This is a genomic window from Mycolicibacter arupensis (genome assembly GCF_002086515.1).
GTDB lineage: Bacteria > Actinomycetota > Actinomycetes > Mycobacteriales > Mycobacteriaceae > Mycobacterium > Mycobacterium arupense.
This window is the reverse complement of sequence record NZ_MVHH01000040.1, coordinates 1-23359: the sequence shown is the minus strand read 5'-3', so window position 1 is coordinate 23359 and position 23359 is coordinate 1. Positions and strand designations below refer to the sequence as shown.

Sequence of the window (23359 nt, the reverse complement as noted above, 5' to 3'; positions counted from 1 at the left end):
GTTCTAGGACACGCTGGCCAGAGCGAACGGCAGGACCTGCGGCGCGCCGGCGGCGCGCACCACCCGGGCGGCCATTGTCAGCGTCCATCCGGAGTCTGTCACGTCGTCGACCAGCAGCACCGGTCCGACGTCGGCGGGAAGGTCCGGCGGAAGCCAGCATCCCTGCAGGGCGGCGACCCGGTAGGCGGAGTTCGCCGCCGTCGTGGTGCGACGATTCGGCGCATACCTCAAGGTGTCCAAGCGGGTCAGGCGGCCGAGCTGCGCCAACCTGTCGGTCAGGGAACCGATCAGCAAAGGATGCGTCACCGAATCCAGACCCAGCACCGCGGTCGGCCTCAGCTTCCACTCCCAGCCGGCCAGCACACTGACCGCGGCGCGGACCACCTCCTCGGGCACTTGCTGGTCCGGCTCGTCGAGCAGCCGGCGCAGCCGGGCCCCCCAGCCCAGGTCGGTGAGCCGGCCAATGACCCGGCCGGGCTCGGGTCCATCGGAGATCCGCCCGGACAGGTCCACGCCGAGCTGCGCCAGCCCCGACGGCCACTGCCGCCGCGGCGTGATCTCCACTCCGGGACGCATCAACCGCTCAAGGGTGGCAGCGGTGGCGGTGGCATCCACTTCGGCATCGAACCGCTGTCCGGCGCAGTTGTCGCACCGCCCGCAACGCTCCCCCGCCTGAAGCTGGGGGTCATTGAGCTGGGCACGCAGGAAACTCATCCGGCAACCGTCGGTGCGCTGGTAGTCCAGCATGGCCTGCTGCTCAGCCCGGCGGAGTTCGTCGAGCGTGCGGTAGCGCTGCTCGTCGTAGGTCCACTCGGCACCGGTTCCCAGCCAGCCGCCCTTGACCCGGCGCACCGCGCCGTCGACGTCGAGAACCTTGAGCACCATCTCCAGCCGCGACCGATTCAGGTCAACCCGAGCCTCCAATGCCGGCGTGGACAGCGGCTGGTCGGGCGATAGCTGGCCGATCACCTTGCGCACCAAGGACTCCGGGGGGAAGGCCAGCGACGCGAAATAACGCCAGATGTCGGCGTCCTCGGTGCCGGGCAACAGGATGACCTCGGCGCTGGACGTGGCGCGACCGGCCCGACCGACCTGCTGGTAGTAGGCGATCGGAGAAGACGGCGCACCCAGGTGGACGACGAAACCCAGGTCGGGCTTGTCGAATCCCATACCCAGAGCCGAAGTGGCGATCAGCGCCTTGACCCGATTGGCGAGCAGATCGGCCTCGAGCTGCTCGCGATCGGCCGAGTCGGTCGAACCGGTGTAGGCGGCCACCGCGAATCCCTGTGCCCGCAGGTCAGCGGCCACATCGTGGGCTTGGGCCACGGTGAGCGTGTAGACGATCCCGGATCCGGGCAGCTGGTCCAGGTGTGCGCCGATCCAGGCGGCTCGCTGGGCCGGTCCGCCGGCGGCCACCACCGACATCCGCAGTGACTCGCGGTCCAAGCCGCCCCGCAGCACCAGCGTGTCGCCACCGCCGACCCCGAGCTGGCCCGCGACGTCGGCGACCACCCGGTCGTTGGCCGTCGCCGTGGTCGCCAGCACCGGGATGTCGGCGCCGAGCTCGGCGATCAGCGTGCGGATGCGCCGGTAGTCGGGCCGGAAGTCGTGGCCCCAGTCCGACACGCAGTGCGCCTCGTCGACCACGACCAGCCCCGCCTTGGCGGCCAGCGCCGGCAACACCTGATCGCGGAAATCGGGGTTGTTGAGCCGTTCCGGGCTGACCAGCAGCACGTCGAGTTCACCGGCGGCCACTCGGCGTTGCACGTCCGCCCATTCGGTCACGTTGGACGAGTTGATGGTGGCCGCGTGCACACCGGCCCGTTCCGCGGCGGCGACCTGGTTGCGCATCAGCGCCAACAGCGGCGACACGATCACCGTCGGACCGTGTCCGCCGGCCCGCAGCAGCTTCGCGGCGATGAAGTACACCGCGGACTTGCCCCAACCGGTTCGCTGCACCACCAGGGCGCGGCGGCGCGCCACCACCAGCGCCTCGATCGCCGCCCACTGGTCGTCGCGCAGCCGCGCCTGCGGTCCGGCCAGTTGTTCCAGGATTGCCTGGGCTTGTGGCCGTGTGGTCATGCCGCGATTATTTCGCGGCCCGCTCCCGCTGGATCTCCAGCGCGATGTCGATGAGCTGGTCTTCCTGGCCGCCGATCAGCTTGCGCTGACCGACCCGCAGCAGCAACTCGTGGGCGGGCACCCCGTAGCGCTCCCCCTGGCGCACCGCGTGCTTGAGGAAGCTCGAGTACACCCCCGAGTAGCCCATCACCAGCGCATTGCGGTCCAGGACGCACTCGGCGGGCATCGCCGGGCGCACCACGTCCTCAGCGGCATCAGCGATGTCGAAGAAGTCGATGCCGGTCTTGACGCCGATCTTGTCGAACACCCCGATCAACGCCTCCACCGGGGCGTTGCCCGCACCCGCACCGAAGCGGCGCACCGAACCGTCGATCTGCTTGGCTCCGGCACGCACCGCCTCCACCGAGTTGGCCACCCCAAGCCCGAGGTTCTCATGCCCGTGAAAACCGACCTGCGCGTCATCGCCGAGCTCAGCGACCAGTGCCGACACCCGGTCGGCCACGCCTTCGAGCACCAGCGCACCGGCCGAATCCACCACATACACGCACTGACAACCCGCATCGGCCATGATCCGGGCCTGAGCGGCCAGCTTCTCCGGAGAGATGGTGTGGGCCATCATCAAAAACCCGACAGTCTCCAGTCCCAGCTCACGGGCCAGGCCGAAGTGCTGGATGGAGACGTCGGCCTCGGTGCAGTGCGTGGCGATTCGACAGATCGCACCACCGTTGTCCTGCGCCTCCTTGATGTCCTCCTTGGTGCCGACCCCGGGTAGCATCAAGAAGGCGATCTTGGCGTCTTTGGCGGTCTGCGCCGCCAGCTTGATCAGCTCCTGTTCCGGGGTCTTGGAGAACCCGTAGTTAAAGCTCGACCCGCCCAACCCGTCACCGTGGGTCACCTCGATCACCGGCACCCCGGCAGCATCCAGGGCGGCCACGATCGCGCCGACCTCTTCGAGAGTGAACTGATGCCGCTTGTGGTGCGACCCGTCGCGCAGCGAGGTGTCGGTGATCCGCACGTCGAAGATGTGGTCGCTCATTTCGCTCCTCCAGCAGTGGCACCGGCCATCTCGCGGGCGATCTCCTCGCCGACCTTGGTGGCGGCGGCGGTCATGATGTCCAGGTTCCCCGCATACGGCGGCAGGTAATCCCCGGCTCCCTCGACCTCCACGAACGTGGTGACCACCGCGCGCCCACCGGAGTTCAGCGACGGCTCATCGAACTGCGGCTCATTGAGCAGCCGGTAGCCGGGCACGTAGGTCTGCACCTGGGCCACGACGTCCTTGATGGACGCGGTGATCGCATCCCGATCGGCGTCCTCGGGGATCTGGCAGAAGATGGTGTCGCGCATGATCATCGGCGGGTCAGCCGGGTTCAAGATGATGATCGCCTTGCCGCGCTGCGCACCACCGATGGTCTGCACACCCGCCGAGGTGGTCTTGGTGAACTCATCGATGTTGGCGCGAGTACCGGGGCCGGCCGACACACTGGCGACGCTGGCGACGATCTCGGCATAAGGCACCGTGCCGCCCTGCTCCTTGACCGCGCGGGTGACCGCGTACACGATCGGGATGGTGGCCTGCCCACCACAGGTGATCATGTTGACGTTAGGCGCATCCACGTGCTCGTGCAGGTTCGCCGGCGGAATCACCGCCGGGCCCACCGCCGCCGGCGTCAAGTCGATGGCCCGAATACCGGCCGCCTCGTACTTGGGCGCGTACGCCTTGTGCACATAAGCACTGGTGGCCTCGAACACGAAGTCCGGCTTCTCATCCAGGGCCAGCAGCCAGTCCGCCCCCTCGGCCGAGGTCTCCAGGCCGAGCTTGCGTGCCCGGGCCAGGCCCTCGGACTCGGGGTCGATACCGATCATCCAGCGCGGCTCCAGCCACTCCGAACGCAGCAACTTATACAACAGATCGGTGCTGATATTGCCCGACCCAACGATCGCGACTGAGGCCTTAGCAGCCATGAAAGCTCCTCTATTCGAATCTATTCGAAAACCAGCCGGACCGAACCCAGCCCGGTGAAGTCGGCGACGCAGTCGTCGCCGGCATGGACGTCGATGGCCCGGGTAGCGGTGCCGGGCAACACGATGTCGCCGGCCTTCAACCGCACCCCGAAACTCTCCACCTTGCGGGCCAGCCACGCCACCGCGGTGACCGGGTTGCCCAGCACGGCGTCACTGCGACCTTCGGCGACCACCTGACCGTTCTTGGTCAACGAGGCATCGATGCCCTTGATATCGATGTCTCCCGGCTTCACCCGCTGCTTGCCCAGGACGAATCCCGCCGAGGAGGCATTGTCGGCAATGGTGTCGCAGAGTTTGATCTTCCAGTCGCTGATCCGGCTGTCGATCAGCTCGATCGCCGGGGCGAACGCTTCGGTGGCGGCCAGCACGTCATCTTCGGTGCAGTCCGCCCCCGGCAGATCCTTGGCCAGGATGAAGGCCACCTCGACCTCGACGCGCGGGTACAGGTAGTTCGAGGCCTTGACCGGCTTGTCCTCGAACACCTGCATCTCGTTGAGCAGGTGTCCGTAGTCCGGTTCGTCGACGCCCATCATCTGCTGCATCGCCTCGCTGGACAGGCCGACCTTGTGTCCCACGACGCGCGCGCCCTCGGCGATCCGCTGGCGAATGTTGATCAGCTGGATCTCGTAGGCGTCGACGACGTCGATCCCGGGCTGGGCCGCAGTCAGCGGCGAGATCGGAACCCGGCTGCGCTCCGCCTGCGCCAACTCGGCAGCGAGCTCCTCACGGATCTGGGCGCTGAGCATCTTCGATGGTCCCCTCGGGTGGTGGTGAGCGGGTGAAAACGTGCCGTTCAGCGGTAATTCTATAACGTGTTCTAAAAGCGCCGACACTTGAGACGAGGCCGTTGTACCGCAGCGACGCCAACGTGATCTTCAGCCGCCAGGATCTGCCGGTGAAACAACTGATCGGACAACCGTCCACTTTGTGAAACCCGTGGAGGCGCGATGCGGCTGAGGGCCGTTGTGACCAGTATCGGCCTCGCCGCTGCAGCAATCGCAGTCATCCCACCCAGCACGGCACTCCCGGACCCCGGCGAGCTGAGCTACGCCGGTCCCGGATTCACCGTGCGCGTCAACCAGACCCCGTTTGCGATGCAAGTGCTCAACTCCGCAGGGCAACCGGTGTTGACGCAGGTGCCCAGCAACGGTGGACCACGGCTGGTCAAAAACGAAGTCCAGAAGCCTCTGGGTGTAACCCCCTCCGAGTGGCTGTTTCCCACCCGCTACACACCCTTCACGTTCACCGTGGGCACGTCCTCGACGACGCCGTTTCTGATCAGCCCGTTGTGGGTGGGCGACCTGTGGGAGGCCTCCAGCTGCGGAATCCAGTACGGGGCCACCGGTGTGCTTTCCACTCGCCCCGTGCCGCAGGGCCTGGAGCTGACGCTGAGCACCGACGACCCGTCAGGTCGCACGCTGGGAGTGACGCTCAGCGAGGACTCCGGCCGGCTACGGGTGTCGGTCATCCCCAGCAGCACGGCGGGCATCGTCTCGATGGGAGACAGTTTCGCGTCGCCGGCCGGCGAGCGATTCGCCGGCTTCGGCGGCCTGCACAACGGACTGGATCAGCGTGGGGGCAGATTCACCAACTGGGTGCAGGAGGCCAACGTCGGCGCCGGACCCTTGGCACCGGTATTCAATGTCCTGATGGCCAGCTCCGGCGGCCCGCACTATCTGTTCCCCGGCGGTCCTCGGGCCGCCTACTACGTGCAGCCACAGTTCACCTCCACCGCGGGCTACGGCTTCGTGCTGGGCCAGACCGAGCTGGCCGACTGGCATCTGGACTCCGATCGCCCCGATGCCTGGCATGTCAACGTCGCCGCCGCCCACTTGGACTACGAGGTCGCGATCGGTGACCCGGGACAGGTGATCAGTGCGCTCAGCGCCGCCAACGGCCGACATCGCGTCCCGCCGGCATGGGCGCTGGGCACGCAGTTGGACCGCCGCATCGTCACCGGCCAGACCGGAGCGGACTACGCCGAGGTCGTGCGCAGCGACCTGGCCAAGATCGTCGCCTACAACCTGCCGATCACCGCCTACCGCCCCGAGGCCTGGATGACCCTGGACCCGGCGGTCCTGCGTCAACTCATCAGGGATTTCGGCGAGCACGGTATTCACGTGCTGCTCTACACCCGCAGCTTCGTCAGCATGGATCCGCTGCGCAACACTTCCCCGGAGGACTACCGGTACGCGGTGGCCAACAACTACGTGGCAACCCATGCCAATGGCAAGCCCTACATCGTCGGCTCCCCCAACCAGGCGCTCGGCGGACAGGCCGCCGTCATCGACTTCACCAACCCCGCCGCAAAGGCCTGGTATCAGCACACGGTGATCGAACAGCTCGAAACCGGAGCGGACGGGTTCATGAGCGACTTCGGCGAGCAGACCCTGCCCGACATGCACTTCGCCAACGGTCAGACCGGGGCCACCATGCACAACGCCTACCCTGCGATCTACCAGCAGGCCGTACGCGAAGCGGTGGAGTCCTTCGAGCAATCACATCCGGGCCGGCACATCTGGTTCTACAACCGCGCAGGGTATACCGGGTCGACCGGCTATGAAGGCGGCAATTTCCCGGGCGACGAGAGCACCGATTTCTCGGTAGCGTCCGGGCTCGGCGCGTTGACCCCGGACATGCTCAACCGGGGCCTGGCCGGCGCCTATGGCTATGGCACCGACATCGGCGGATACCAGGACCTGCTGGCCGGCCCCACGCCCAAGGAGCTGTTCATGCGGTGGTCGCAGATGGCCGCGCTGTCCCCGATCATGCGGGTCCACGGGGCCCACTCCGGCACCCACATGCCGTGGGACTACGACCAGGAGACGCTGGACAACTTCCGGCAGCTGGCCGAACTGCGCAAGCGGGCCATCCCGCTGATCTCCGCCACCTGGGCCACCGCGGCCGGCACCGGCGTGCCGCTCTCGCGGCCGGTGTGGCTGGCCGCGCCCGATGATCCGCAGGCCTGGGCAGCCGACCAGGAATGGATGATCGGCCCCGATGTCCTGGTCGCCCCTGTCGTCACCCAGGGCGCCACCTCGCGAAAGGTGTACTTCCCGCCCGGATGCTGGAACCGCCAAGACGGCGGCGGCAGCTACAACGGGCCGTCGGAGGCTACGGTGTCCGCGCCCCTGGCGAGCCTGCCGTACTTCGCCCGCTGCACGGCCGCGGGGTTCTGATCACCGAGCGCAAGAACCGTGTGTGTAACTACAACACGTTCTACTAATTCGGGGGACCACCGCACCCAGGCCGGAACCACCGGATTACTCGCAGGGTAGAGAGATGCCGTGCGCAGACCGGTCCCGAAGTTCGTCCGGCCCAACTGGCGTCCGGCCGGGGCAATTCTATAACGTGTTCTACATGGCCAAACAGGAGTACGACGTCGTCGTGGTCGGAAGCGGCGGCGCCGGGATGGTCGCCGCCCTCACCGCCGCCCACCAGGGACTGTCCACCATCGTCATCGAGAAAGCCGCGCACTACGGCGGCTCGACCGCACGCTCCGGTGGCGGCGTCTGGATCCCCAACAACGAGGTGCTGCAGCGCGCCGGTGTCAAAGACGACATCCACGCCGCACGCACCTATCTGCACACCATCGTCGGCGACGTGGTTCCGGCCGAGAAGATCGACACCTACCTGCAGCGCGGGCCGGAGATGTTGTCGTTCGTGCTGAAGCACTCGCCGCTGAAGATGTGCTGGGTCCCCGGCTACGCCGACTACTACCCCGAGCAGCCCGGCGGCAAGCCCACCGGACGCTCCATCGAGCCCAAGCCGTTCAACGCCAAGAAGCTGGGCGCCGACATGAACGGCCTGGAGCCCGCCTACGGCAAGGTGCCGTTGAACGTGGTGGTCATGCAGCAGGACTATGTCCGGCTCAACCAACTCAAGCGGCACCCGCGCGGTGTGCTGCGCAGCCTGAAGGTCGGCGCCCGCACCATGTGGGCGCAGGCCACCGGCAAGAACCTGGTCGGCATGGGGCGGGCCCTTATCGCCCCCCTGCGCATCGGCCTGCGCGACGCCGGGGTGCCCGTTGAGCTCAACACCGCGCTCACCGATCTCTACGTCGAGGACGGCGTGGTCCGCGGCGTCTACGTTCGCGGTACCGGCGACTCCGAGTCGAGCGAGCCCCGGCTGATCCGCGCGCGGCGCGGTGTCATCCTCGGCAGTGGCGGATTCGAGCACAACGAACAGATGCGGGTGAAGTACCAGCGCGCCCCGATCACCACCGAGTGGACCGTGGGCGCCAAGGCCAACACCGGCGAGGGCATCCTGGCCGGCGAGAAGCTCGGTGCCGCCCTGGACATCATGGAGGACTCCTGGTGGGGGCCGACGGTGCCGCTGCCCGGGTCGCCGTGGTTCGCGCTCTCGGAGCGCAACTCCCCCGGGTCGATCATCGTGAACATGGCCGGCAAGCGGTTCATGAACGAGTCGATGCCCTACGTCGAGGCCTGCCACCACATGTATGGCGGCGAATTCGGCCAGGGCCCCGGTCCTGGTGAGAACATCCCGGCCTGGCTGATCTTCGATCAGCGCTACCGCAACAACTACATCTTCGCCGGTTTGCAGCCGGGACAACGGATTCCGAAGAAATGGCTGGAGTCCGGCGTGATCGTGTCCGCGGACACCTTGGACGAGCTGGCCACCAAGACCGGCGTGCCGGTGGCCGCGCTGACCGCGACCGTCGAGCGATTCAACGAATTCGCCCGCGCCGGTGTGGATGAGGACTTCCACCGCGGCGAGAGCGCCTATGACCGCTACTACGGCGACCCGACCAACAAGCCGAACCCCAACCTGGGGCAGATCGCCCAGGGCCCGTTCTACGCGGCCAAGATGGTTCCGGGCGACTTGGGCACCAAGGGCGGAATCCGCACCGACGTGAACGGCCGGGCGCTGCGCGACGACGGCAGCGTCATCGCCGGACTGTATGCGGCGGGCAACGTCAGCGCCCCCGTGATGGGTCACACCTATCCCGGCCCCGGTGGCACCATCGGACCGGCCATGACCTTCGGCTACCTGGCCGCACTCGACATCGCGGGGAAGGCCTGACATGCCGATCGACCTGAATGCCGCCCTGGGCGCGGAGTTCGGTGCCACCGAATTCTCCTGGACATCGACGAATGTTCAGCTGTACAACCTGGCGCTAGGCGCCGGTTCGGATCCGATGGACCCGCGCGAGCTGAGCTACGTCGTCGACGGCAACCCGCAGGTGCTCCCGACCTTCGGCTGCGTCGCGGCCTCGTTCAACGAGGTCAACCCGCCCAAGGTCAGCTGGCCGGGCATCGAGATAGACCTGGCCAAGATCCTGCACGCCTCGGAGAAGGTCACCGTGCCCGCGCCGCTGCCGCCGTCGGGCAGCGCCCGAGCCATCAGTCGGATCGTCGAGGTCTGGGACAAGGGCAAGGCCGCGGTGGTGGTCTTGGAGACCTCGGTGACCAGCACCGACGGCACGCCGCTGTGGACCCAGCACCGGTCCATCTTCGCCCGCGGCGAAGGCGGCTTCGGCGGCGAACGGGGGCCGTCGACCGCCAGCGAATTGCCCGAGCGGACGCCCGATTTCGAGATCGACATTCCGGTGTCGCCACAGCAGGCACTGCTGTACCGGCTCTGCGGCGACCGTAATCCGCTGCATTCAGATCCGGCGTTTGCCGCGGCCGCAGGCTTCGACCGGCCCATCCTGCATGGGTTGTGCACCTATGGCATGACCGGCAAGGCGGCCGTGGACGCCGCACTGGACGGTGACGCCGGCGCGGTGCGCTCGTTCGGCGCTCGGTTCGCCGGGGTGGTCTTCCCGGGCGAGACCCTGCGGGCACGACTGTGGAAGCAAGACGGCAAGCTCGTGGGCAACGTGGTGGCACCGTCGCGCGAGGACGCCGCCATTCTCAATGATGTGGAGCTCGTCTCGGCATAGTTCGCCCCGGAGACTGCACCGGTCGCCCGCGGCGACACCTAATTGAAAATGACTTTCATCTTCGATATGGTGTGCGCTATGACCGCGCCGGTGTGGATGGCCTCGCCCCCCGAGGTACATTCGGCGGCACTGAGCAGTGGCCCCGGAGCAGGCCCACTGCTCTCGGCGGCCGGCGCATGGTCGTCACTGAGCGCGGAATACACCGCGATCGCCGAAGCCCTGCGGGAGTTGCTGGCCGCCACTGAAGCCACCGCGTGGCAGGGGCCCAGCGCCGAGAGCTATCTGGTTGCGCACCTGCCCTACCTGGCGTGGCTGGCGAAGGCCAGCGCGGACGCCGCCGCCCATGCCGCCCAGCACGAGATGGCGGCTGCGGCCTACATCAGCGCGTTGGCGGCGATGCCGACGCTGCCCGAGCTGGCCGCCAACCACGCCATCCACGGCGTGTTGGTCGCCACCAACTTCTTTGGCATCAACACCATTCCCATCGCCGTCAACGAAGCCGACTACGTGCGCATGTGGGTCCAGGCCGCGACGGCGATGACCACCTACGAGGCGGTCGCGGGCGCGGCACTGGCATCGACTCCGCAGGACACCATGGCACCCGCCATCGTGACGCACGATGAGCACGACCATGACGACGACGATCACGATGATCACGACCACGACCACGACCACGACCACGGCGGTGACGACCACGACCACGAGCACCCCAGCGAGGGACTGGACCCCACCGACCCGGCATGGTGGCGGGCGGTGCTGGGCGAGTTGGGATACTACGCCGAAGTCCTGCTGAACGACCTCATGACCAATCCGGGCGCATTCATGAGCGACCTGTCGTGGATCGTCGCCGATCTGACGTTCCACGCCGCGCAGATCGCCGCAACGCTCAATCAGTTCGCGCCCGCGCTGATCCAGCCGGCCCTGGTCGTGGCCATCGGGAATCTGGGCTGGGCCGCGGGTCTGGCCGGCCTGGCCGGTATATCGCCGGCACCGGCCCTGACCGCCGCCCCAGAACCCGTCACCCTTGCCTTGCCCACGGCGGGAACGTCCTCGGCGACCCCGCCGGCTCCCAGCTCCGCCGCACCCGCTACACCCTCGTCCGCGTCAGTGCCGACCACCAGCGCGGCGCCGGCTGCGGCACCGCCCGCGGCTCCGCCAGCGCCCAGTAGTCCGGCATTCTTCCCGCCTTACGTGATCGGCCCTCCTGGAGCCACCGGGCAGATCGCCGCCGTCACACGCCGCCGCGCCGCGAACAAGGCGTCGACTCCTGAAGCGGCCGCCGAGGCCGCCGCCGCAGCCCAGACCGCCCGGGATCGGACGCGGGCCCGGCGACGCCGAGCCGCTCGCGGCCACGCGGACGAGTACGTCTATGTGTATGCCGACAGCGCACCCGAGGTTCCCGTCACTCGGGCATCGCACCACAGTGCCGGGAGTCTCGGCTTGGCCGCGAAGCACGCCAAAACCAGTTTGCCCGCAACAGGATTGGCCACGCTGGCCGGCAGCGGTCTCGGCGATGGTCCGACCCTGCCGCTGCTGCCCGAGAGTTGGACCGAACCCACCAACGGTTGAGCGCCGCGGTCTCTCTCCCCTCCCGCCGAGCGTGAAGCCACCTTCACACCCGACCCTCCAGAGTGAAGCCACCTTCACGCTCGGCGGGCAAGGGCGGAACGCACCCGGCGGATCACGTCACCTTCGCGGTCACCGGCCAACACCCGGACGACGATCCAGCCGCAGCGCTGGAGTCGCTCATGACGCTTCGCATCCCTGCGCCAGCGGATGGGGTCCGTCCGATGCGTGCCACCGTCATACTCCGCAGCGACCTTCGCCTCCAGCCAACCCATGTCCAGAACTGCGAACGGCCGCCAATAGCTGTCATACACCGGGATCTGGGTGACCGGCGGAGGCAATCCGGCCCGGATCAGGATGACCCGCAGCCAGCTCTCCTTCGGCGACTCCGCACCGGCGTCGACCAGGCCCAGCGACTCCCGCGCGCGCACGATGCCGCGTCGCCCACCGCAACGTTCCACAATCCGTTGAACATCAACGTCTGTGAACTCGGCGGCGCGAGCCAGAGCATCCAGGCCCGCAACCGCCTCGACTGTCCGATACCAGCACGCCAGGTCCACGGCGGTGCGCGCCGGCGTGGTGACAGGCACCCCGCCGATCTCCTGGATCTCATCGCGGCGCAAGGCGTCGCCACGAATGAGCAACCCGGGCACGCGATGCCGATTACCGTGGATGAGTTCGGCGGGCCTGTCGGCGCCTACCCATTCACTGCCGTGCAGGGCCGACGCCGAGAAGCCTGCGACCACACCTTGCCGCTTGGACCAGAGCCACCCCGCTCTCGCCCGGTCGACCGCGGTGACCTCGATATCCCTGTGTAGGTAAACATCGCGAAACACCCTGGCGTGACCCGTGATCAATCGCCCCGGTGTGACCAGTCCAGCCTCAAGCGCCTCACTGCCGATGAACGGGTCCGCCACGACGGCAGCGTCTCACCCGGCTTCGCCGGCCGTCACTTCACTCCGCTGATCTATCCACACCCTGTCGCATTCACACCCCGCCCACCGTGAAGTTGGCTTCACGATCGACCGCCGAACGTCAAGCCAACTTCACGTTCGGCGCGAAGGCGCGAAGGCGCGAAGGCGCGAGGGGGCGAGGGCGAGGGGGCGAGGGGCTCAGCCCAGAATCAGACCCGACGTGGGAACTCCGGTTCCCGCGGTCACCAGCACGTGCTCGACCCCGTCGACCTGATTGACCGACGTACCGCGCAGCTGACGCACGCCCTCGGCGATGCCGTTCATGCCATGCACGTAGGCCTCGCCCAGCTGCCCGCCGTGGGTGTTGATGGGCAGCCGGCCACCGAGTTCGATGGCCCCGCCGGCGATGAAGTCCTTGGCTTCGCCCTTACCGCAAAATCCCAACTCCTCCAGCTGGATCAGCGTGTAGGGGGTGAAGTGGTCGTAGAGCACCGCGGTTTGGATGTCGGCGGGAGTCAGTCCCGACTGCGACCACAACTGCTTGCCCACCAGTCCCATCTCGGGCAGCCCGAGCTCCTCCCGGTAGTAGGAGTACATGGTGAACTGGTCGGCCCCGGCGCCCTGGGCGGCCGCCTCGATGATCGCCGGCCGATGCTTGAGGTCGCGGGCCCGCTCCGGTGTGGTGACGACGATCGCCACCCCACCGTCGGTCTCCTGGCAGCAGTCGAGCAGACGCAACGGCTCGGCGATCCACCGCGAGTTCTGGTGGTCCTCGATGGTGATGGGCTTGCCGTAGAAGTGCGCCTTCGGGTTGGTCGCCGCATGCTTGCGGTCGGCCACCGACACCACACCGAAATCGGCACTGGTGGCACCGTATTCGTGCATGTAGCGCTGCGCGATCATCGCCACCGACGCCGCCGGTGTGCTCAGCCCATGCGGATAGGACCAGCTGTACTCCACGCCGCGAGAGTCAGCGTTGACGGTCAGCCCCGTCATCACCTGGCCGAACCGAAACTCCGAGCGCTCATTGAAGGCGCGGTACGCCACCACCACTTCAGCGACCCCGGTGGCCACCGCCAGGGCGGCCTGCTGCACGGTAGCCGCGGCGGCACCGCCGCCATAACCGATCTGCGAGAAGAACTTCAGCTCACCGATCCCGGTGGCCCGCGCGACCGCGGTCTCCAGGTTGGAGTCCATGGTGAACGTGACCAGGCCGTCGACGTCCGCGGGCTTCAGGCCCGCGTCGTCGAGCGCATCCAGTACGGCCTCTGCGGCCAGCCGCAGCTCACTGCGCCCGGATTCCTTGGAGAAGTCGGTCGCGCCGATTCCGGCGATAGCCGCCTTACCGGACAACATCAGGCCTCCCCGAGGGTCAGTGTGGCGGTGGCGATGACGTGATCACCAAGACTGTTGTTGCCCACGACCTTCACGGTGACAAGGCCCTCGTCCACCGCGGTCACCTCACCGGAGAACGTGACGGTGTCATAGGCGTACCACGGCACACCCAGACGCAGCCCGATCGAACGGACCACCGCGTCGGACCCGGCCCAGTCGGTGATGTAGCGCTGCACCAGCCCGGTGTCGGTCAGGATGTTGACGAAGATGTCCTTGGACCCCTTGGCCTGCGCCTTGTCCCGATCGTGGTGCACGTCCTGGTAGTCGCGAGTGGCGATAGCCGTGGACACGATGAATGTCGGGTCACCGTAGATCTTGAGCTCGGGCAGCTTGGTGCCCACCTCGACAGTCGGAGCGCTCATGCCCCGTCTCCTTCCGCCGGCTCCCATGCGTACAGCGTCCACGCCGGACCGGCGTCACTGGCTGGAAAATCGAGATAGGTTGCGCGAACCGGCATGCCGATCTTCACCGCGGCCGCATCGACGCCGCGCAGCTCACCGAGCATCCGCACGCCTTCCTCGAGTTCGACCAGCGCGATCACGAACGGCAGGCTGCGGCCGGGAACCTTGGGTGCGTGGTGCACCACGTAGCTGAACACCGTTCCCCTGCCGCTGGCGACGAGGTAGTCGGTGGTCTCGGTCTTGTCCTTCCACACCGCAGGCACCGGCGGGTGCTGCAGGCTGCCGTCCGGGCGAAGCTGAAGCCGCAGCTCGTGCGCGGCAACGCCCTCCCAGAAATACTGGGAGTCGCGCGACCAGGACGGCCGCATCATCTTGTCGGGGTCAAGGTCTTCGGGCGTTGCGGCTGGCGCGGATTCCTGACCGGCCTTGTCGGCGGGCAGAAACTTGAGGATGCGCCAGATCATGTCGGCGACATTCTCTTCGCCTACCCACCAGCGGATCTTCTGGGTGATGAAGTACCCCTCACCCAGGCCGGTCTTCTTGGGCCCCACGATGTCGGTCACCTCGGCGGTGACACTGACCTCTTCGCCCGGGCGCAGGTACCGGTGGTAGGTCTGCTCACAGTTGGTGGCCACCACTCCGACATATCCGGCGCCGTCGAACAGTTCCATGATCTTGCCGAGCGGGTCGTCGGCGGGCCGCTGTCCGCCCAGGCCCATCATCGTCCAGACCTGGATCATCGCCGGCGGCGCCACAATGCCGGGGTGCCCGGCCGCCCGCGCGGCCGCCTCGTCGATGTAGATCGGATTGTCGTCGCCAATGGCGTCCACCCAATGACGAATCATCGGTTGGTTCACCGGATCCCGCCCAGTTCGGGGCTCGCTGCGGCCAGCGGCCAGGATCTGCTCGATCCCGGCGGAGAGGTCGGTCATTTGTCTCCTCGACTCATCGTGACACTCGCGGGACCTTCAACCCCGAAGCGGCGATCATCTCGCGCATCACCTCGTTGACGCCGCCACCGAAGGTGATCACCAGGTTGCGCTTGGCCATCTTGTCCAGCCAGACGAGGACTTCGGCGGTCTCGGGGTCCGCGGGGTTGCCGAAGCGGCCGACGATCTCCTCGGCAAGGCGATTGACTTCCTGGATCCGCTCGGTGGAGAACACCTTGGTGGCCGCGGCGTCGGCGACGGCGATGTTCTCACCGGAGGCCGCCACCTGCCAGTTGAGCAGCTCATTGATACGCCAGATCGACTTGATCTGCGCCAGAAGATGTTTGACATCGTCGTGGTCGATCGGCGTGACCCCGTCCGAGCCGGGCTTGGACGCCCACGCGTGGACCTGGTCGTAGATGCCGGCGACGCGGCCGGCGGGGCCCAGACCGACCCGCTCGTGGTTGAGCTGAGTGGTGATGAGCTTCCAGCCGCCGTTCTCCTCACCCACCAGCATGTCCGCGGGAACGTGAACGTCGTTGTAGTACGACGCGTTGGTGTGGTGGGCGCCGTCGGAGAGAATGATCGGCGTCCAGGAATAGCCCGGATCCTTGGTGTCGACGATCAGGATCGAGATGCCCTTGTGTTTGGCGGCGGTGGGGTCGGTTCGGCACGCCAGCCAGATGTAGTCCGCGTCGTGAGCCCCGGTGGTCCACATCTTCTGACCGTTGACGATGTACTCGTCGCCATGCTTGACCGCCGTTGTGCGCAGCGAGGCAAGGTCGGTGCCGGCATCGGGCTCGGAGTAGCCGATGGCGAAATGGATGTCGCCGGAGAGGATTCCGGGCAGGAACTTCTTCTTCTGTTCTTCGGTTCCCAGCGCCTGCAGGGTGGGACCCACGGTCTGCAGGGTGACCATCGGCAACGGGATGTCGGCCCGGTTGGCCTCGTTGATGAAGATCTGCTGCTCGACCGGGCCGAATCCCAGGCCGCCGTACTCCTTGGGCCAGCCGACCCCCAGTTTGCCGTCACTGCCCATCCGCTTGATCACGGTGCGGTAGGCCTCGTTGTGGCGGTCGGACTCCATCGCCTCGGCTTCTTCGGGCGTGATCAGCGTCGAGAAGTACTCGCGGAGTTCGGCTTGCAGCGCCCGCTGCTCGGGCGTCAGGTCGATGAACATTACGCTCCCACCAAATCGAGGCGGTACGTCGGACCGCCCAAGAGCCGAGTCAAGTCTTTGATCGAGGAGTAGTAGCGGTCCATCGGGTAGGTGATGTCCATGCCCATGCCGCCGTGCAGGTGGTGGCAGAGTCGCATGGCCGGTGCAGCCTGCGACGTGAGCCAGTAGCCGAGAATTCCGAGGTCGTCGTCGGCGTCCAGCCCTTCGGCCAGCCGCCACACCGCGGAGGTGGCCAGCAGGGCGATGGTCCGCGACGCGATGTAGACCTCCGACAGCTGCGCGGCCACGGTCTGAAACGTCGACAGCGGGCGGCCGAACTGTTCGCGGGTCGCCACATAGTCGGCGGTCAGCCGCAACGCTCCAGCGACCAGCCCGGACGCAAACGCCCCGGTGGCTGCCAGTGCCAGCTGGTTGATCCGCTGCGCGGTGGCGCCCTCGAGTACGTCGGCCTGCTCGACCGAGACATCGGTGAACGTCACCACGTACTCGTCGGATCCGTTGGACGTCGGTGTCGCGGTGACGCTGACACCCTCGGCGGTCGGCGAGACGACCACCACCGCCTTGTCCGCGGTGACGATCAGCCATTTCGCCGTCTCGGCGTAGGCAACACCGGTCTTGGTGCCGTTGAGCTTGCCGTCGGCATAGCTGGTCCGGGGATGTGCCGGCAACTGCTGCCCGGGCTCGTTCAGGGCCGCCGAGAGCACGGCGCCGGCGGGGACCTCTGCCAGATACCGGTCCTGCTGGGCCGGCGAGGCCAGCTCCAGCAGCGGAACCAGGCCCAGGCCCAGCGTCGCAAGAGCCGGGCCGACGGTGCCGTGCCGACCGATTTCAGTCAGTGCGGTGGCCAGCTCCGCGAGGCTCTGGCCGTCGCCACCGAGCCGCTCCGGCACGCCCAGCGCCGCGACACCGCCGGCGACGAGCGCCTCCCAGCTGTTGTCGCGGTCCAGAACGGAGGTCACCACATCGGCGACAGCCTGCTGCTCCGGGTTCGGTGTGAAATCCACCCGAATCCTCCTTGATTCGTTAGACCGTCCGTCAGCTCAGTGGGCGACCGGGCAACTACCCGAGTAGTCCACCGGCCAGTGCTTGATGCCGTTGAGCCAGCCGGACTTCAGCCGCTCCGGCTCGCCCATCGGCTTGAGGTCCGGCATGTGGTCGGCGACCGCGTTGAAGATCAGGTTGATGGTCAGGCGGGCCAGGTTGGCGCCGATGCAGTAGTGGGCACCGGTGCCGCCGAATCCGACGTGCGGGTTCGGGTCGCGCAGGATGTTGAAGGTGAACGGGTCGTCGAACACCTCTTCGTCGAAGTTCGCCGAGCGGTAGGACATCACGACCCGGTCGCCGGCCTTGATCTTCACTCCGGAGATCTCGGTGTCCTGGCTTGCGGTCCGCTGGAATGCCGAAACCGGGGTGGCCCAACGGATGATCTCGTCGACGGCCGTGGTCGGCCGCTCCCGCTTGTAGAGCTCCCACTGGTCCGGGTTCTGCGAGAACGCCACCATGCCGTGGGTGATCGAGTTACGGCTGGTCTCATTCCCGGCGACCGCGAGCATGATGACGAAGAAGCCGAACTCGTCGTCACTGAGCTTCTCGCCGTCGACGTCGGCCTGAATCAGCTTGGTCACGATGTCGTCGGTCGGGTTCACGCCGCGCTCTTCGGCCATCTTCATGGCGTAGGTGATGACCTCGAAGGACGACATCGCCGGGTCGACGTCGGCGTACTCGGGGTCTTCGCCGGCGGTCATTTCGTTGGACCAGCGGAACAGCTTGTCCCGGTCATCCTGGGGGACGCCGAGCAGTTCGGCGATGGCCTGCAGCGGCAGCTCGCACGACACCTGCTCGACGAAGTCTCCGGTGTTGGACTCGGCGGCGTTCTTGGCGATGGCCTGCGCCCGGGCCTTCAGCTCGTCCTCGAGCCGCGAGAGGGCGCGGGGGGTGAAGCCTCGCGAGATGATCTTGCGCAGCCGGGTGTGGTGCGGCGCGTCCATGTTCAGCAGGACGGCCCGCTGCAGGTCGACGGCCTCGCGGGTCATCTCCTGCGGCCACACCGGGATCGCGCCGTTCATGGCGCTGGAGAAGACATCGCTGCGCAGCGAGACGTCCTTGACGTCCTTGTGCTTGGTCACCAACCAGTAGCCCTTGTCGCCGAAGCCGCCGGTCCCACCGGGAACGTCCACCCAGTGCACCGGTTCAGACTTACGCAACTCAGCGAGTTCGTTGACCGGGAGGCCCTTGAGGCTCATCTCCGAGTCGAGGAAGTCGAAGTCGTTGGGGATGGCGGGACAACCCATGTTCTTAACTCCTACGGTCATCAGTTAGTACTGCGCGGTTCTGACAGCGCTGGAAACAACGCCGTCTAGTGCCTGATTGCGACCATTGAAACACGGCCCGACCGCAGATCAAAGGCAGTCTCTCATCGTCGCTTGTCAGACTAATGAAACGTGTTCTAGCCTGGCCGCATGGGTAACCCTGTGATCGTCGAAGCCACCCGCAGTCCCATTGGCAAACGTAACGGCTGGTTGTCCGGCCTGCATGCCACCGAGCTGCTCGGGGCCGTGCAGAAGGCACTGATCGCCAAGGCAGGCATTGACGCCGGCAGCGTGGAGCAGGTCATCGGCGGCTGCGTCACTCAGTTCGGCGAGCAGGGCAACAATGTCACCCGGCAGTCCTGGTTGGTAGCGGGCCTGCCCGAGCACGTGGGCGCGACGAGCATCGACTGTCAGTGTGGCAGCGCGCAGCAGGCCAACCACCTGATCGCCGGGCTGATCGCGACCGGCGCCATCGACATCGGCATCGCCTGCGGCATCGAGGCCATGAGCCGGGTTCCGCTGGGGGCCAATGGTGGCGGCGCTCGTGCGGCGTCCTGGGACATCGACCTGCCGAATCAGTTCGAGGCCGCAGAGCGGATCGCCAAGCGCCGCGGAATCACCCGTGCCGACGTCGACGCCCTGGGCCTGCGCTCTCAGCAATTGGCCAAGCAGGCCTGGGCCGAAGGCCGGTTCGACCGGGAGATCTCCCCCATCGAGGCCCCGGTGATCGATGAGAACAAGCAACCCACCGCCGAGCTGAACATCGTCAGCCGCGACCAGGGGCTGCGTGACACCACGGCCGAGGGCCTCGCGTCGCTGAACCCGGTGATTGAGGGCGGTATTCACACCGCCGGCACCTCGTCGCAGATCTCCGACGGCGCTGCCGCGGTGCTGTGGATGGATGAGGACAAGGCCAAGGCATTGGGCTTGAAGCCTCGGGCCCGGATCATCAGCCAGGCCAACGTGGGCTCGGAGACCTATTACCACCTGGACGGGCCGGTTCAGTCCACCGCACGGGTGCTGGAGAAGGCCGGGATGAAGATGGGCGACATCGACCTGGTCGAGATCAACGAGGCGTTCGCCTCGGTGGTGCTGTCCTGGGCTGCAGTGCACAAGCCGGACATGGACCGCGTCAACGTCAACGGCGGGGCGATCGCCCTGGGCCATCCGGTGGGCTCCACCGGCAGCCGCCTGATCACCACGGCGCTGCACGAGCTCGAGCGCACCGACAAGTCCACCGCACTGATCACCATGTGCGCCGGCGGAGCGCTGTCCACCGGCACCATCATCGAGCGCATCTAGTGGCCCCGGTTTCCGAGACCGACCGGATAGCGGCGGCCCAGGCCTATATCGACGCGCTGGTCAGTCACGACGCCTCGGCGGTCCCGTTCAGCCCGGACTGCGTCCGGATCGAGGTCGGACTCAAGACCGGTTTCTCGGGAAATCATCTGCGCCGCAGCCTCAACCGCGGCCCGCAGTTCCGGTTGATCTCGGCGGCCACGTTGCCCGAGTACAGCATCGACGGCGACGATGTGCGTGCGGTCTACGACATCATCACCAAACCGTCACTGTTCGGGGTCCGAGTCTGCTCACACGTCGACGAGGTCTTTCAGATCCCGGCGGACAGCCCAGACGGCACCGCCGTCATCCGCCACATCCGCGCGGGAATCCGGCCTTTCATCCACCGTTAGAGTGAGCTCGTGAGCAAGCCAGAGATTCCCGAGAAGCCGAAGGCGCTGGATTCCCCGACCACCGGCACGGTGATCAAGTGGATGTCGCGTGCCAACACCTGGGCCTACAAGGCGACCGGCGGCCGCGTGGGCGGTAAGTGGCGATTGGGCAGCAAGCGCTTCGGTGACGTTCCCGAAGTCGGCATCCTCACCACCACCGGGCGTAAGACGGGTGAACCGCGGGAGTCGCCGCTGTTGTTCCTACGCGAAGGCGACCGGGTGATCCTGGTGGCCTCCCAGGGCGGGCGTGCCAACAATCCGATGTGGTACCTCAACCTGAAGGCCAACCCGCAGGTGTCCTTCCGGATCCGCAGCGAGGTGCTGGCGTTGCGCGCGCGCGAAGCCAGCGAAGCCGAGCGGGCCGCCTACTGGCCCAAGCTCGACGCCATGTACCCCGACTTCGCCAACTACCGCGCCTGGACCGATCGGGAGATCCCGATCATCATCTGCGAACCGTAAAACCGATCCAGGGCCCGCTCGGCGTGTTCCGAGGCAGGGCAGTCATCGCCGCTGAGCGAGTGACACAGCCGGGTTGATCGTCAACGAGAGAGCCCCGCACACACCAGGTGTGCGGGGCTCTGTCGTTGAGACCGACAGGGTCCCTACGGCGTGTTGCCGTTGTTTCCGCTGCCGCCGGCCTTGCCCCCGGTGCCACCCGTGGCTCCGGCACCGCCGTTGATCTGACCGGCATTGGCGCCGATGGATCCCGGGCCGGTCGGCAGGTCCGGGGTGTTGACAGCGCCACCGGACCCGCCGCTGCCACCGACGCCGCTGGTCGTGCCGGTGCCGCCGTTGCCGCCGTTGCCACCCTTTCCGCCCGACACATTGTTGACCGGGCCGGAGGCACTGGTGGTTCCGTTGCTGATCGACGAGGGCGGTGTGCCCTTGCCGGTCCAGCCCCAGCGGATGTTGCTGCCGTCACCGCCCTTGCCGCCCGCACCGCCGTCGCCGCCGGTGCTACCGGTACCGACGCCGTTGCCGCCGGCACCACCGGTGCCACCGACGCCGCCGTTGGAGCCTGCCGCGTAGAGGTCGCTGCCACCGTTACCGCCGGCACCGCCGTCGCCACCGTTGAATCCGGTGCCACCGGCACCACCGGCACCACCGGCACCGGTAACGGTGACCGGGGTTTTAGCCGAGGAGTTTCCGGCGGTGTCGAAGTAGGCCACCGACTTGAAGTTGCCGCTGCTGCCACCGTTGCCGCCGGCACCGCCGTCGCCACCGTCACCGGCGCGGCCTGCCGCACCGAGGGAGGTACCGGCACCGGCCGTGCCGCCGTTGCCGCCGGCACCGCCCACGCCACCGTTGGCACCGTTGCCGATGTTGTGCCCCTGGCCCGGGTAACCGTCGTCACCATGGGTGGTGTAGCCACCGTTGCCGCCATCGGCACCGGCGCCGCCCTTACCGCCCGCGCCGCCGTTGGAGCCCGCACCGGTGGTTCCGCCCCCAGCACCACCGGCACCGCCGGTCGCGCCGGTACCGCCGGCGCCGCCCGCAGTTCCGTTACTGGCAGTGGCGTCGTACTCCGTGGTCGCCACCCCGTCGGTGCCGCGGGCGCCGTTGCCGCCGTTACCGCCGTTGCCGGCCACGCCGCCGTTACTGTCGGTGCCCGCCTTGCCGTTGGCTGCGCTGCCACCGGCCCCGCCGTTGCCGGCATTGCCGCCGACGGCTCCGTTGCCGCCCTTGCCGCCGGCCGTGGTGGCGTTGGCGCCACTGCCACCGTTACCACCGTTACCGGCGGTACCGGCGTTGCCGCCGACATCGCTGGCGCCCGCACCGGCCTTGCCGCCGTCACCGGCGTTGCCGCCGTTACCGCCGGCCAGGCCGTTGGAGCCGCCGGTGGTGCCGTTGTTGCCGGTACCGCCGTTGCCGCCGTTACCGCCCACTCCACCGTTGCCGAGCGCTCCGGCCGCACCGCCCTTACCACCGGCGCCACCGTTCTGGCCGACGCCACTGGCCAAAGTGGTGCCGTTGCCGCCGGCGCCGCCGGCGCCGCCGTTACCACCGGAGGTTCCTGCCGCCCCGGCCGCGCCACTGGCGGCCGTCTTGCCGCCGCCGCTGTCTCCACCGGCACCCGCGGTGCCCGCAGCGCCGCGGCTACCACCGGAACCACCGGCGCCACCGACACCGGCCGTCGCCCCACTGCCGCCACCGAGGCCCTTACCGCCGGCACCACCGTTACCGGCGTTGCCACCGCTTCCGGCGTTACCACCGACGCCACCGACCCCGTGCTGGTTGGCGGTGCCGCTGGTGGCGGTACCGCTGGCGCCACCGGCGCCACCGGCGCCACCGTTGCCGCCCTTGCCGCCACTGGTGGCGTCGCCACCGGTACCACCGGCGGAACCGGCCACGGTGGCGTCTGCACCGGCCTTGCCGTCCGCGCCGCTGCCGCCGTTGCCGGCGTTGCCGCCCTGGCCGCCGGCGCCGCCGCTGGCTGCGACCGCGCCCCGGTTACCGCCGGCACCACCGACGCCGCCCTGGCCACCGTTGCCACCCGTGGCACCGCTGCCCGCGGCCTGAGTGAAGCCGTTGCCGCCCCGGCCGCCGGTACCACCGTCGGCACCCTGGCCGTCAGCCGCGCGCGTCGAACCGTCGGCCTGCAAGCCGCCCTGGCCGCCACTGCCGCCCTTGCCACCGTTGCCGCCCGCGCCACCGTTGGGGCTTCCCGACGTGCTGGCGTCGGTGCCGGCAGCACCGGCACCGCCCTTGCCACCAGCACCACCGACACCGGCCGCACCGTTGGTGCCACTGGTCGCCGCCCCGGTACCGGTACCGGCCTTACCGCCGACTCCGGCGTTACCGCCATTGCCGCCGTCCTGACCCGCACCACCGGCACCGCTGTTGACCCCGGTGACGCCCGCACTACCGGCGGCACCCGCCGCACCGGCACCACCGTTACCGGCGTTACCGCCCGAGCCCGCAG

Annotated in this window: 18 protein-coding genes and 1 pseudogene; 7 read left to right on the top strand and 12 right to left on the bottom strand. The window is 67.9% G+C overall.

Annotated elements, in window-relative coordinates:
- Positions 1 to 3: 3 nt before the first annotated feature.
- Genes BST15_RS16090 through BST15_RS16075 form a run of 4 tightly spaced genes read right to left on the bottom strand, consistent with a single transcriptional unit; the run spans position 4 to position 4853 of the window.
- The gene (locus tag BST15_RS16090) at positions 4 to 2082 is read right to left on the bottom strand and encodes a RecQ family ATP-dependent DNA helicase (protein WP_046190938.1); all 2079 of its coding nucleotides are present in this window, start codon (positions 2080 to 2082) and stop codon (positions 4 to 6) included.
- 7 nt (positions 2083 to 2089) lie between these two features.
- On the bottom strand, positions 2090 to 3118 hold the full coding sequence (gene dmpG / locus BST15_RS16085; RefSeq protein WP_046190939.1) for a 4-hydroxy-2-oxovalerate aldolase: 1029 nt from the start codon (positions 3116 to 3118) through the stop codon (positions 2090 to 2092).
- Positions 3115 to 4047, bottom strand: coding sequence for an acetaldehyde dehydrogenase (acetylating) (locus tag BST15_RS16080; protein ID WP_046190940.1), 933 nt, complete (start codon positions 4045 to 4047; stop codon positions 3115 to 3117). Before BST15_RS16080 ends, dmpG begins: the two co-directional genes overlap by 4 nt.
- A gap of 20 nt (positions 4048 to 4067) precedes the next feature.
- A complete protein-coding gene (locus BST15_RS16075; protein ID WP_046190941.1) occupies positions 4068 to 4853 on the bottom strand; it encodes a 2-keto-4-pentenoate hydratase in 786 nt (261 codons plus the stop codon).
- A 219-nt stretch (positions 4854 to 5072) separates the two neighbouring features.
- Between BST15_RS16075 and BST15_RS16070 the strand changes: the two genes are divergently transcribed.
- From BST15_RS16070 to BST15_RS16055, 4 genes are all read left to right on the top strand, one after another.
- Positions 5073 to 7286 (top strand): TIM-barrel domain-containing protein, encoded by a 2214-nt coding sequence (locus BST15_RS16070; RefSeq protein ID WP_157861729.1) that lies wholly within the window; start codon positions 5073 to 5075, stop codon positions 7284 to 7286.
- Positions 7287 to 7458: 172 nt separating this feature from the next.
- The gene (kstD, locus tag BST15_RS16065) at positions 7459 to 9150 is read left to right on the top strand and encodes a 3-oxosteroid 1-dehydrogenase (RefSeq protein WP_198528300.1); all 1692 of its coding nucleotides are present in this window, start codon (positions 7459 to 7461) and stop codon (positions 9148 to 9150) included.
- A gap of 1 nt (position 9151) precedes the next feature.
- Positions 9152 to 10012 (top strand): MaoC/PaaZ C-terminal domain-containing protein, encoded by an 861-nt coding sequence (locus tag BST15_RS16060; RefSeq protein WP_046190943.1) that lies wholly within the window; start codon positions 9152 to 9154, stop codon positions 10010 to 10012.
- A 78-nt stretch (positions 10013 to 10090) separates the two neighbouring features.
- Positions 10091 to 11581, top strand: a complete 1491-nt coding sequence (locus BST15_RS16055) for a PPE family protein (protein WP_046686424.1) — start codon at positions 10091 to 10093, stop codon at positions 11579 to 11581.
- Positions 11582 to 11655: 74 nt separating this feature from the next.
- Here BST15_RS16055 and BST15_RS16050 read toward each other — a convergent pair whose 3' ends face one another.
- The 7 genes from BST15_RS16050 to BST15_RS16020 form a co-directional block, all read right to left on the bottom strand.
- The gene (locus tag BST15_RS16050; RefSeq protein ID WP_046191337.1) at positions 11656 to 12495 is read right to left on the bottom strand and encodes a hypothetical protein; all 840 of its coding nucleotides are present in this window, start codon (positions 12493 to 12495) and stop codon (positions 11656 to 11658) included.
- 195 nt (positions 12496 to 12690) lie between these two features.
- Positions 12691 to 13848: a lipid-transfer protein gene (locus BST15_RS16045; RefSeq protein WP_046191336.1), complete on the bottom strand. Its 1158-nt coding sequence runs from the start codon at positions 13846 to 13848 to the stop codon at positions 12691 to 12693.
- Positions 13848 to 14249 carry a MaoC family dehydratase gene (locus tag BST15_RS16040; RefSeq protein WP_046191335.1) on the bottom strand — a complete coding sequence of 134 codons (402 nt, stop codon included), beginning with the start codon at positions 14247 to 14249 and terminating at the stop codon, positions 13848 to 13850. Before BST15_RS16040 ends, BST15_RS16045 begins: the two co-directional genes overlap by 1 nt.
- Positions 14246 to 15220, bottom strand: a complete 975-nt coding sequence (locus BST15_RS16035; RefSeq protein ID WP_046191334.1) for a bifunctional MaoC family dehydratase N-terminal/OB-fold nucleic acid binding domain-containing protein — start codon at positions 15218 to 15220, stop codon at positions 14246 to 14248. The genes BST15_RS16040 and BST15_RS16035 overlap by 4 nt, the downstream gene beginning before the upstream one ends.
- Before the next feature lie 13 nt (positions 15221 to 15233).
- Entirely contained in the window at positions 15234 to 16397 is a 1164-nt protein-coding gene (fadE29, locus tag BST15_RS16030) for an acyl-CoA dehydrogenase FadE29 (protein ID WP_046191333.1), read from the bottom strand.
- On the bottom strand, positions 16397 to 17401 hold the full coding sequence (locus BST15_RS16025) for an acyl-CoA dehydrogenase family protein (RefSeq protein WP_083071053.1): 1005 nt from the start codon (positions 17399 to 17401) through the stop codon (positions 16397 to 16399). The genes fadE29 and BST15_RS16025 overlap by 1 nt, the downstream gene beginning before the upstream one ends.
- 36 nt (positions 17402 to 17437) lie before the next feature.
- Positions 17438 to 18688, bottom strand: coding sequence for a cytochrome P450 (locus BST15_RS16020; RefSeq protein ID WP_046191371.1), 1251 nt, complete (start codon positions 18686 to 18688; stop codon positions 17438 to 17440).
- Positions 18689 to 18856: 168 nt separating this feature from the next.
- Between BST15_RS16020 and BST15_RS16015 the strand changes: the two genes are divergently transcribed.
- Genes BST15_RS16015 through BST15_RS16005 form a run of 3 tightly spaced genes read left to right on the top strand, consistent with a single transcriptional unit; the run spans position 18857 to position 20895 of the window.
- Complete coding sequence (locus BST15_RS16015; RefSeq protein ID WP_046191370.1) at positions 18857 to 20008, top strand: steroid 3-ketoacyl-CoA thiolase; 1152 nt, start codon at positions 18857 to 18859, stop codon at positions 20006 to 20008.
- Positions 20008 to 20397: a DUF8021 domain-containing protein gene (locus tag BST15_RS16010; RefSeq protein WP_046191369.1), complete on the top strand. Its 390-nt coding sequence runs from the start codon at positions 20008 to 20010 to the stop codon at positions 20395 to 20397. Before BST15_RS16015 ends, BST15_RS16010 begins: the two co-directional genes overlap by 1 nt.
- Before the next feature lie 9 nt (positions 20398 to 20406).
- Positions 20407 to 20895 carry a nitroreductase family deazaflavin-dependent oxidoreductase gene (locus tag BST15_RS16005; RefSeq protein WP_046191368.1) on the top strand — a complete coding sequence of 163 codons (489 nt, stop codon included), beginning with the start codon at positions 20407 to 20409 and terminating at the stop codon, positions 20893 to 20895.
- A gap of 143 nt (positions 20896 to 21038) precedes the next feature.
- Here BST15_RS16005 and BST15_RS22160 read toward each other — a convergent pair.
- Positions 21039 to 23359: pseudogene (locus tag BST15_RS22160) on the bottom strand (PE family protein); the annotation flags it as partial.

Bases quoted from the DNA above. Each gene is read 5' to 3' on its own strand.
- BST15_RS16090 (WP_046190938.1), bottom strand. From the start codon at position 2,082: ATGACCACACGGCCACAAGCCCAGGCAATCCTGGAACAACTGGCCGGA.
- dmpG (WP_046190939.1), bottom strand. From the start codon at position 3,118: ATGAGCGACCACATCTTCGACGTGCGGATCACCGACACCTCGCTGCGC.
- BST15_RS16080 (WP_046190940.1), bottom strand. From the start codon at position 4,047: ATGGCTGCTAAGGCCTCAGTCGCGATCGTTGGGTCGGGCAATATCAGC.
- BST15_RS16075 (WP_046190941.1), bottom strand. From the start codon at position 4,853: ATGCTCAGCGCCCAGATCCGTGAGGAGCTCGCTGCCGAGTTGGCGCAG.
- BST15_RS16060 (WP_046190943.1), top strand. From the start codon at position 9,152: ATGCCGATCGACCTGAATGCCGCCCTGGGCGCGGAGTTCGGTGCCACC.
- BST15_RS16055 (WP_046686424.1), top strand. From the start codon at position 10,091: ATGACCGCGCCGGTGTGGATGGCCTCGCCCCCCGAGGTACATTCGGCG.
- BST15_RS16045 (WP_046191336.1), bottom strand. From the start codon at position 13,848: ATGTTGTCCGGTAAGGCGGCTATCGCCGGAATCGGCGCGACCGACTTC.
- BST15_RS16040 (WP_046191335.1), bottom strand. From the start codon at position 14,249: ATGAGCGCTCCGACTGTCGAGGTGGGCACCAAGCTGCCCGAGCTCAAG.
- BST15_RS16035 (WP_046191334.1), bottom strand. From the start codon at position 15,220: ATGACCGACCTCTCCGCCGGGATCGAGCAGATCCTGGCCGCTGGCCGC.
- fadE29 (WP_046191333.1), bottom strand. From the start codon at position 16,397: ATGTTCATCGACCTGACGCCCGAGCAGCGGGCGCTGCAAGCCGAACTC.
- BST15_RS16020 (WP_046191371.1), bottom strand. From the start codon at position 18,688: ATGGGTTGTCCCGCCATCCCCAACGACTTCGACTTCCTCGACTCGGAG.
- BST15_RS16015 (WP_046191370.1), top strand. From the start codon at position 18,857: ATGGGTAACCCTGTGATCGTCGAAGCCACCCGCAGTCCCATTGGCAAA.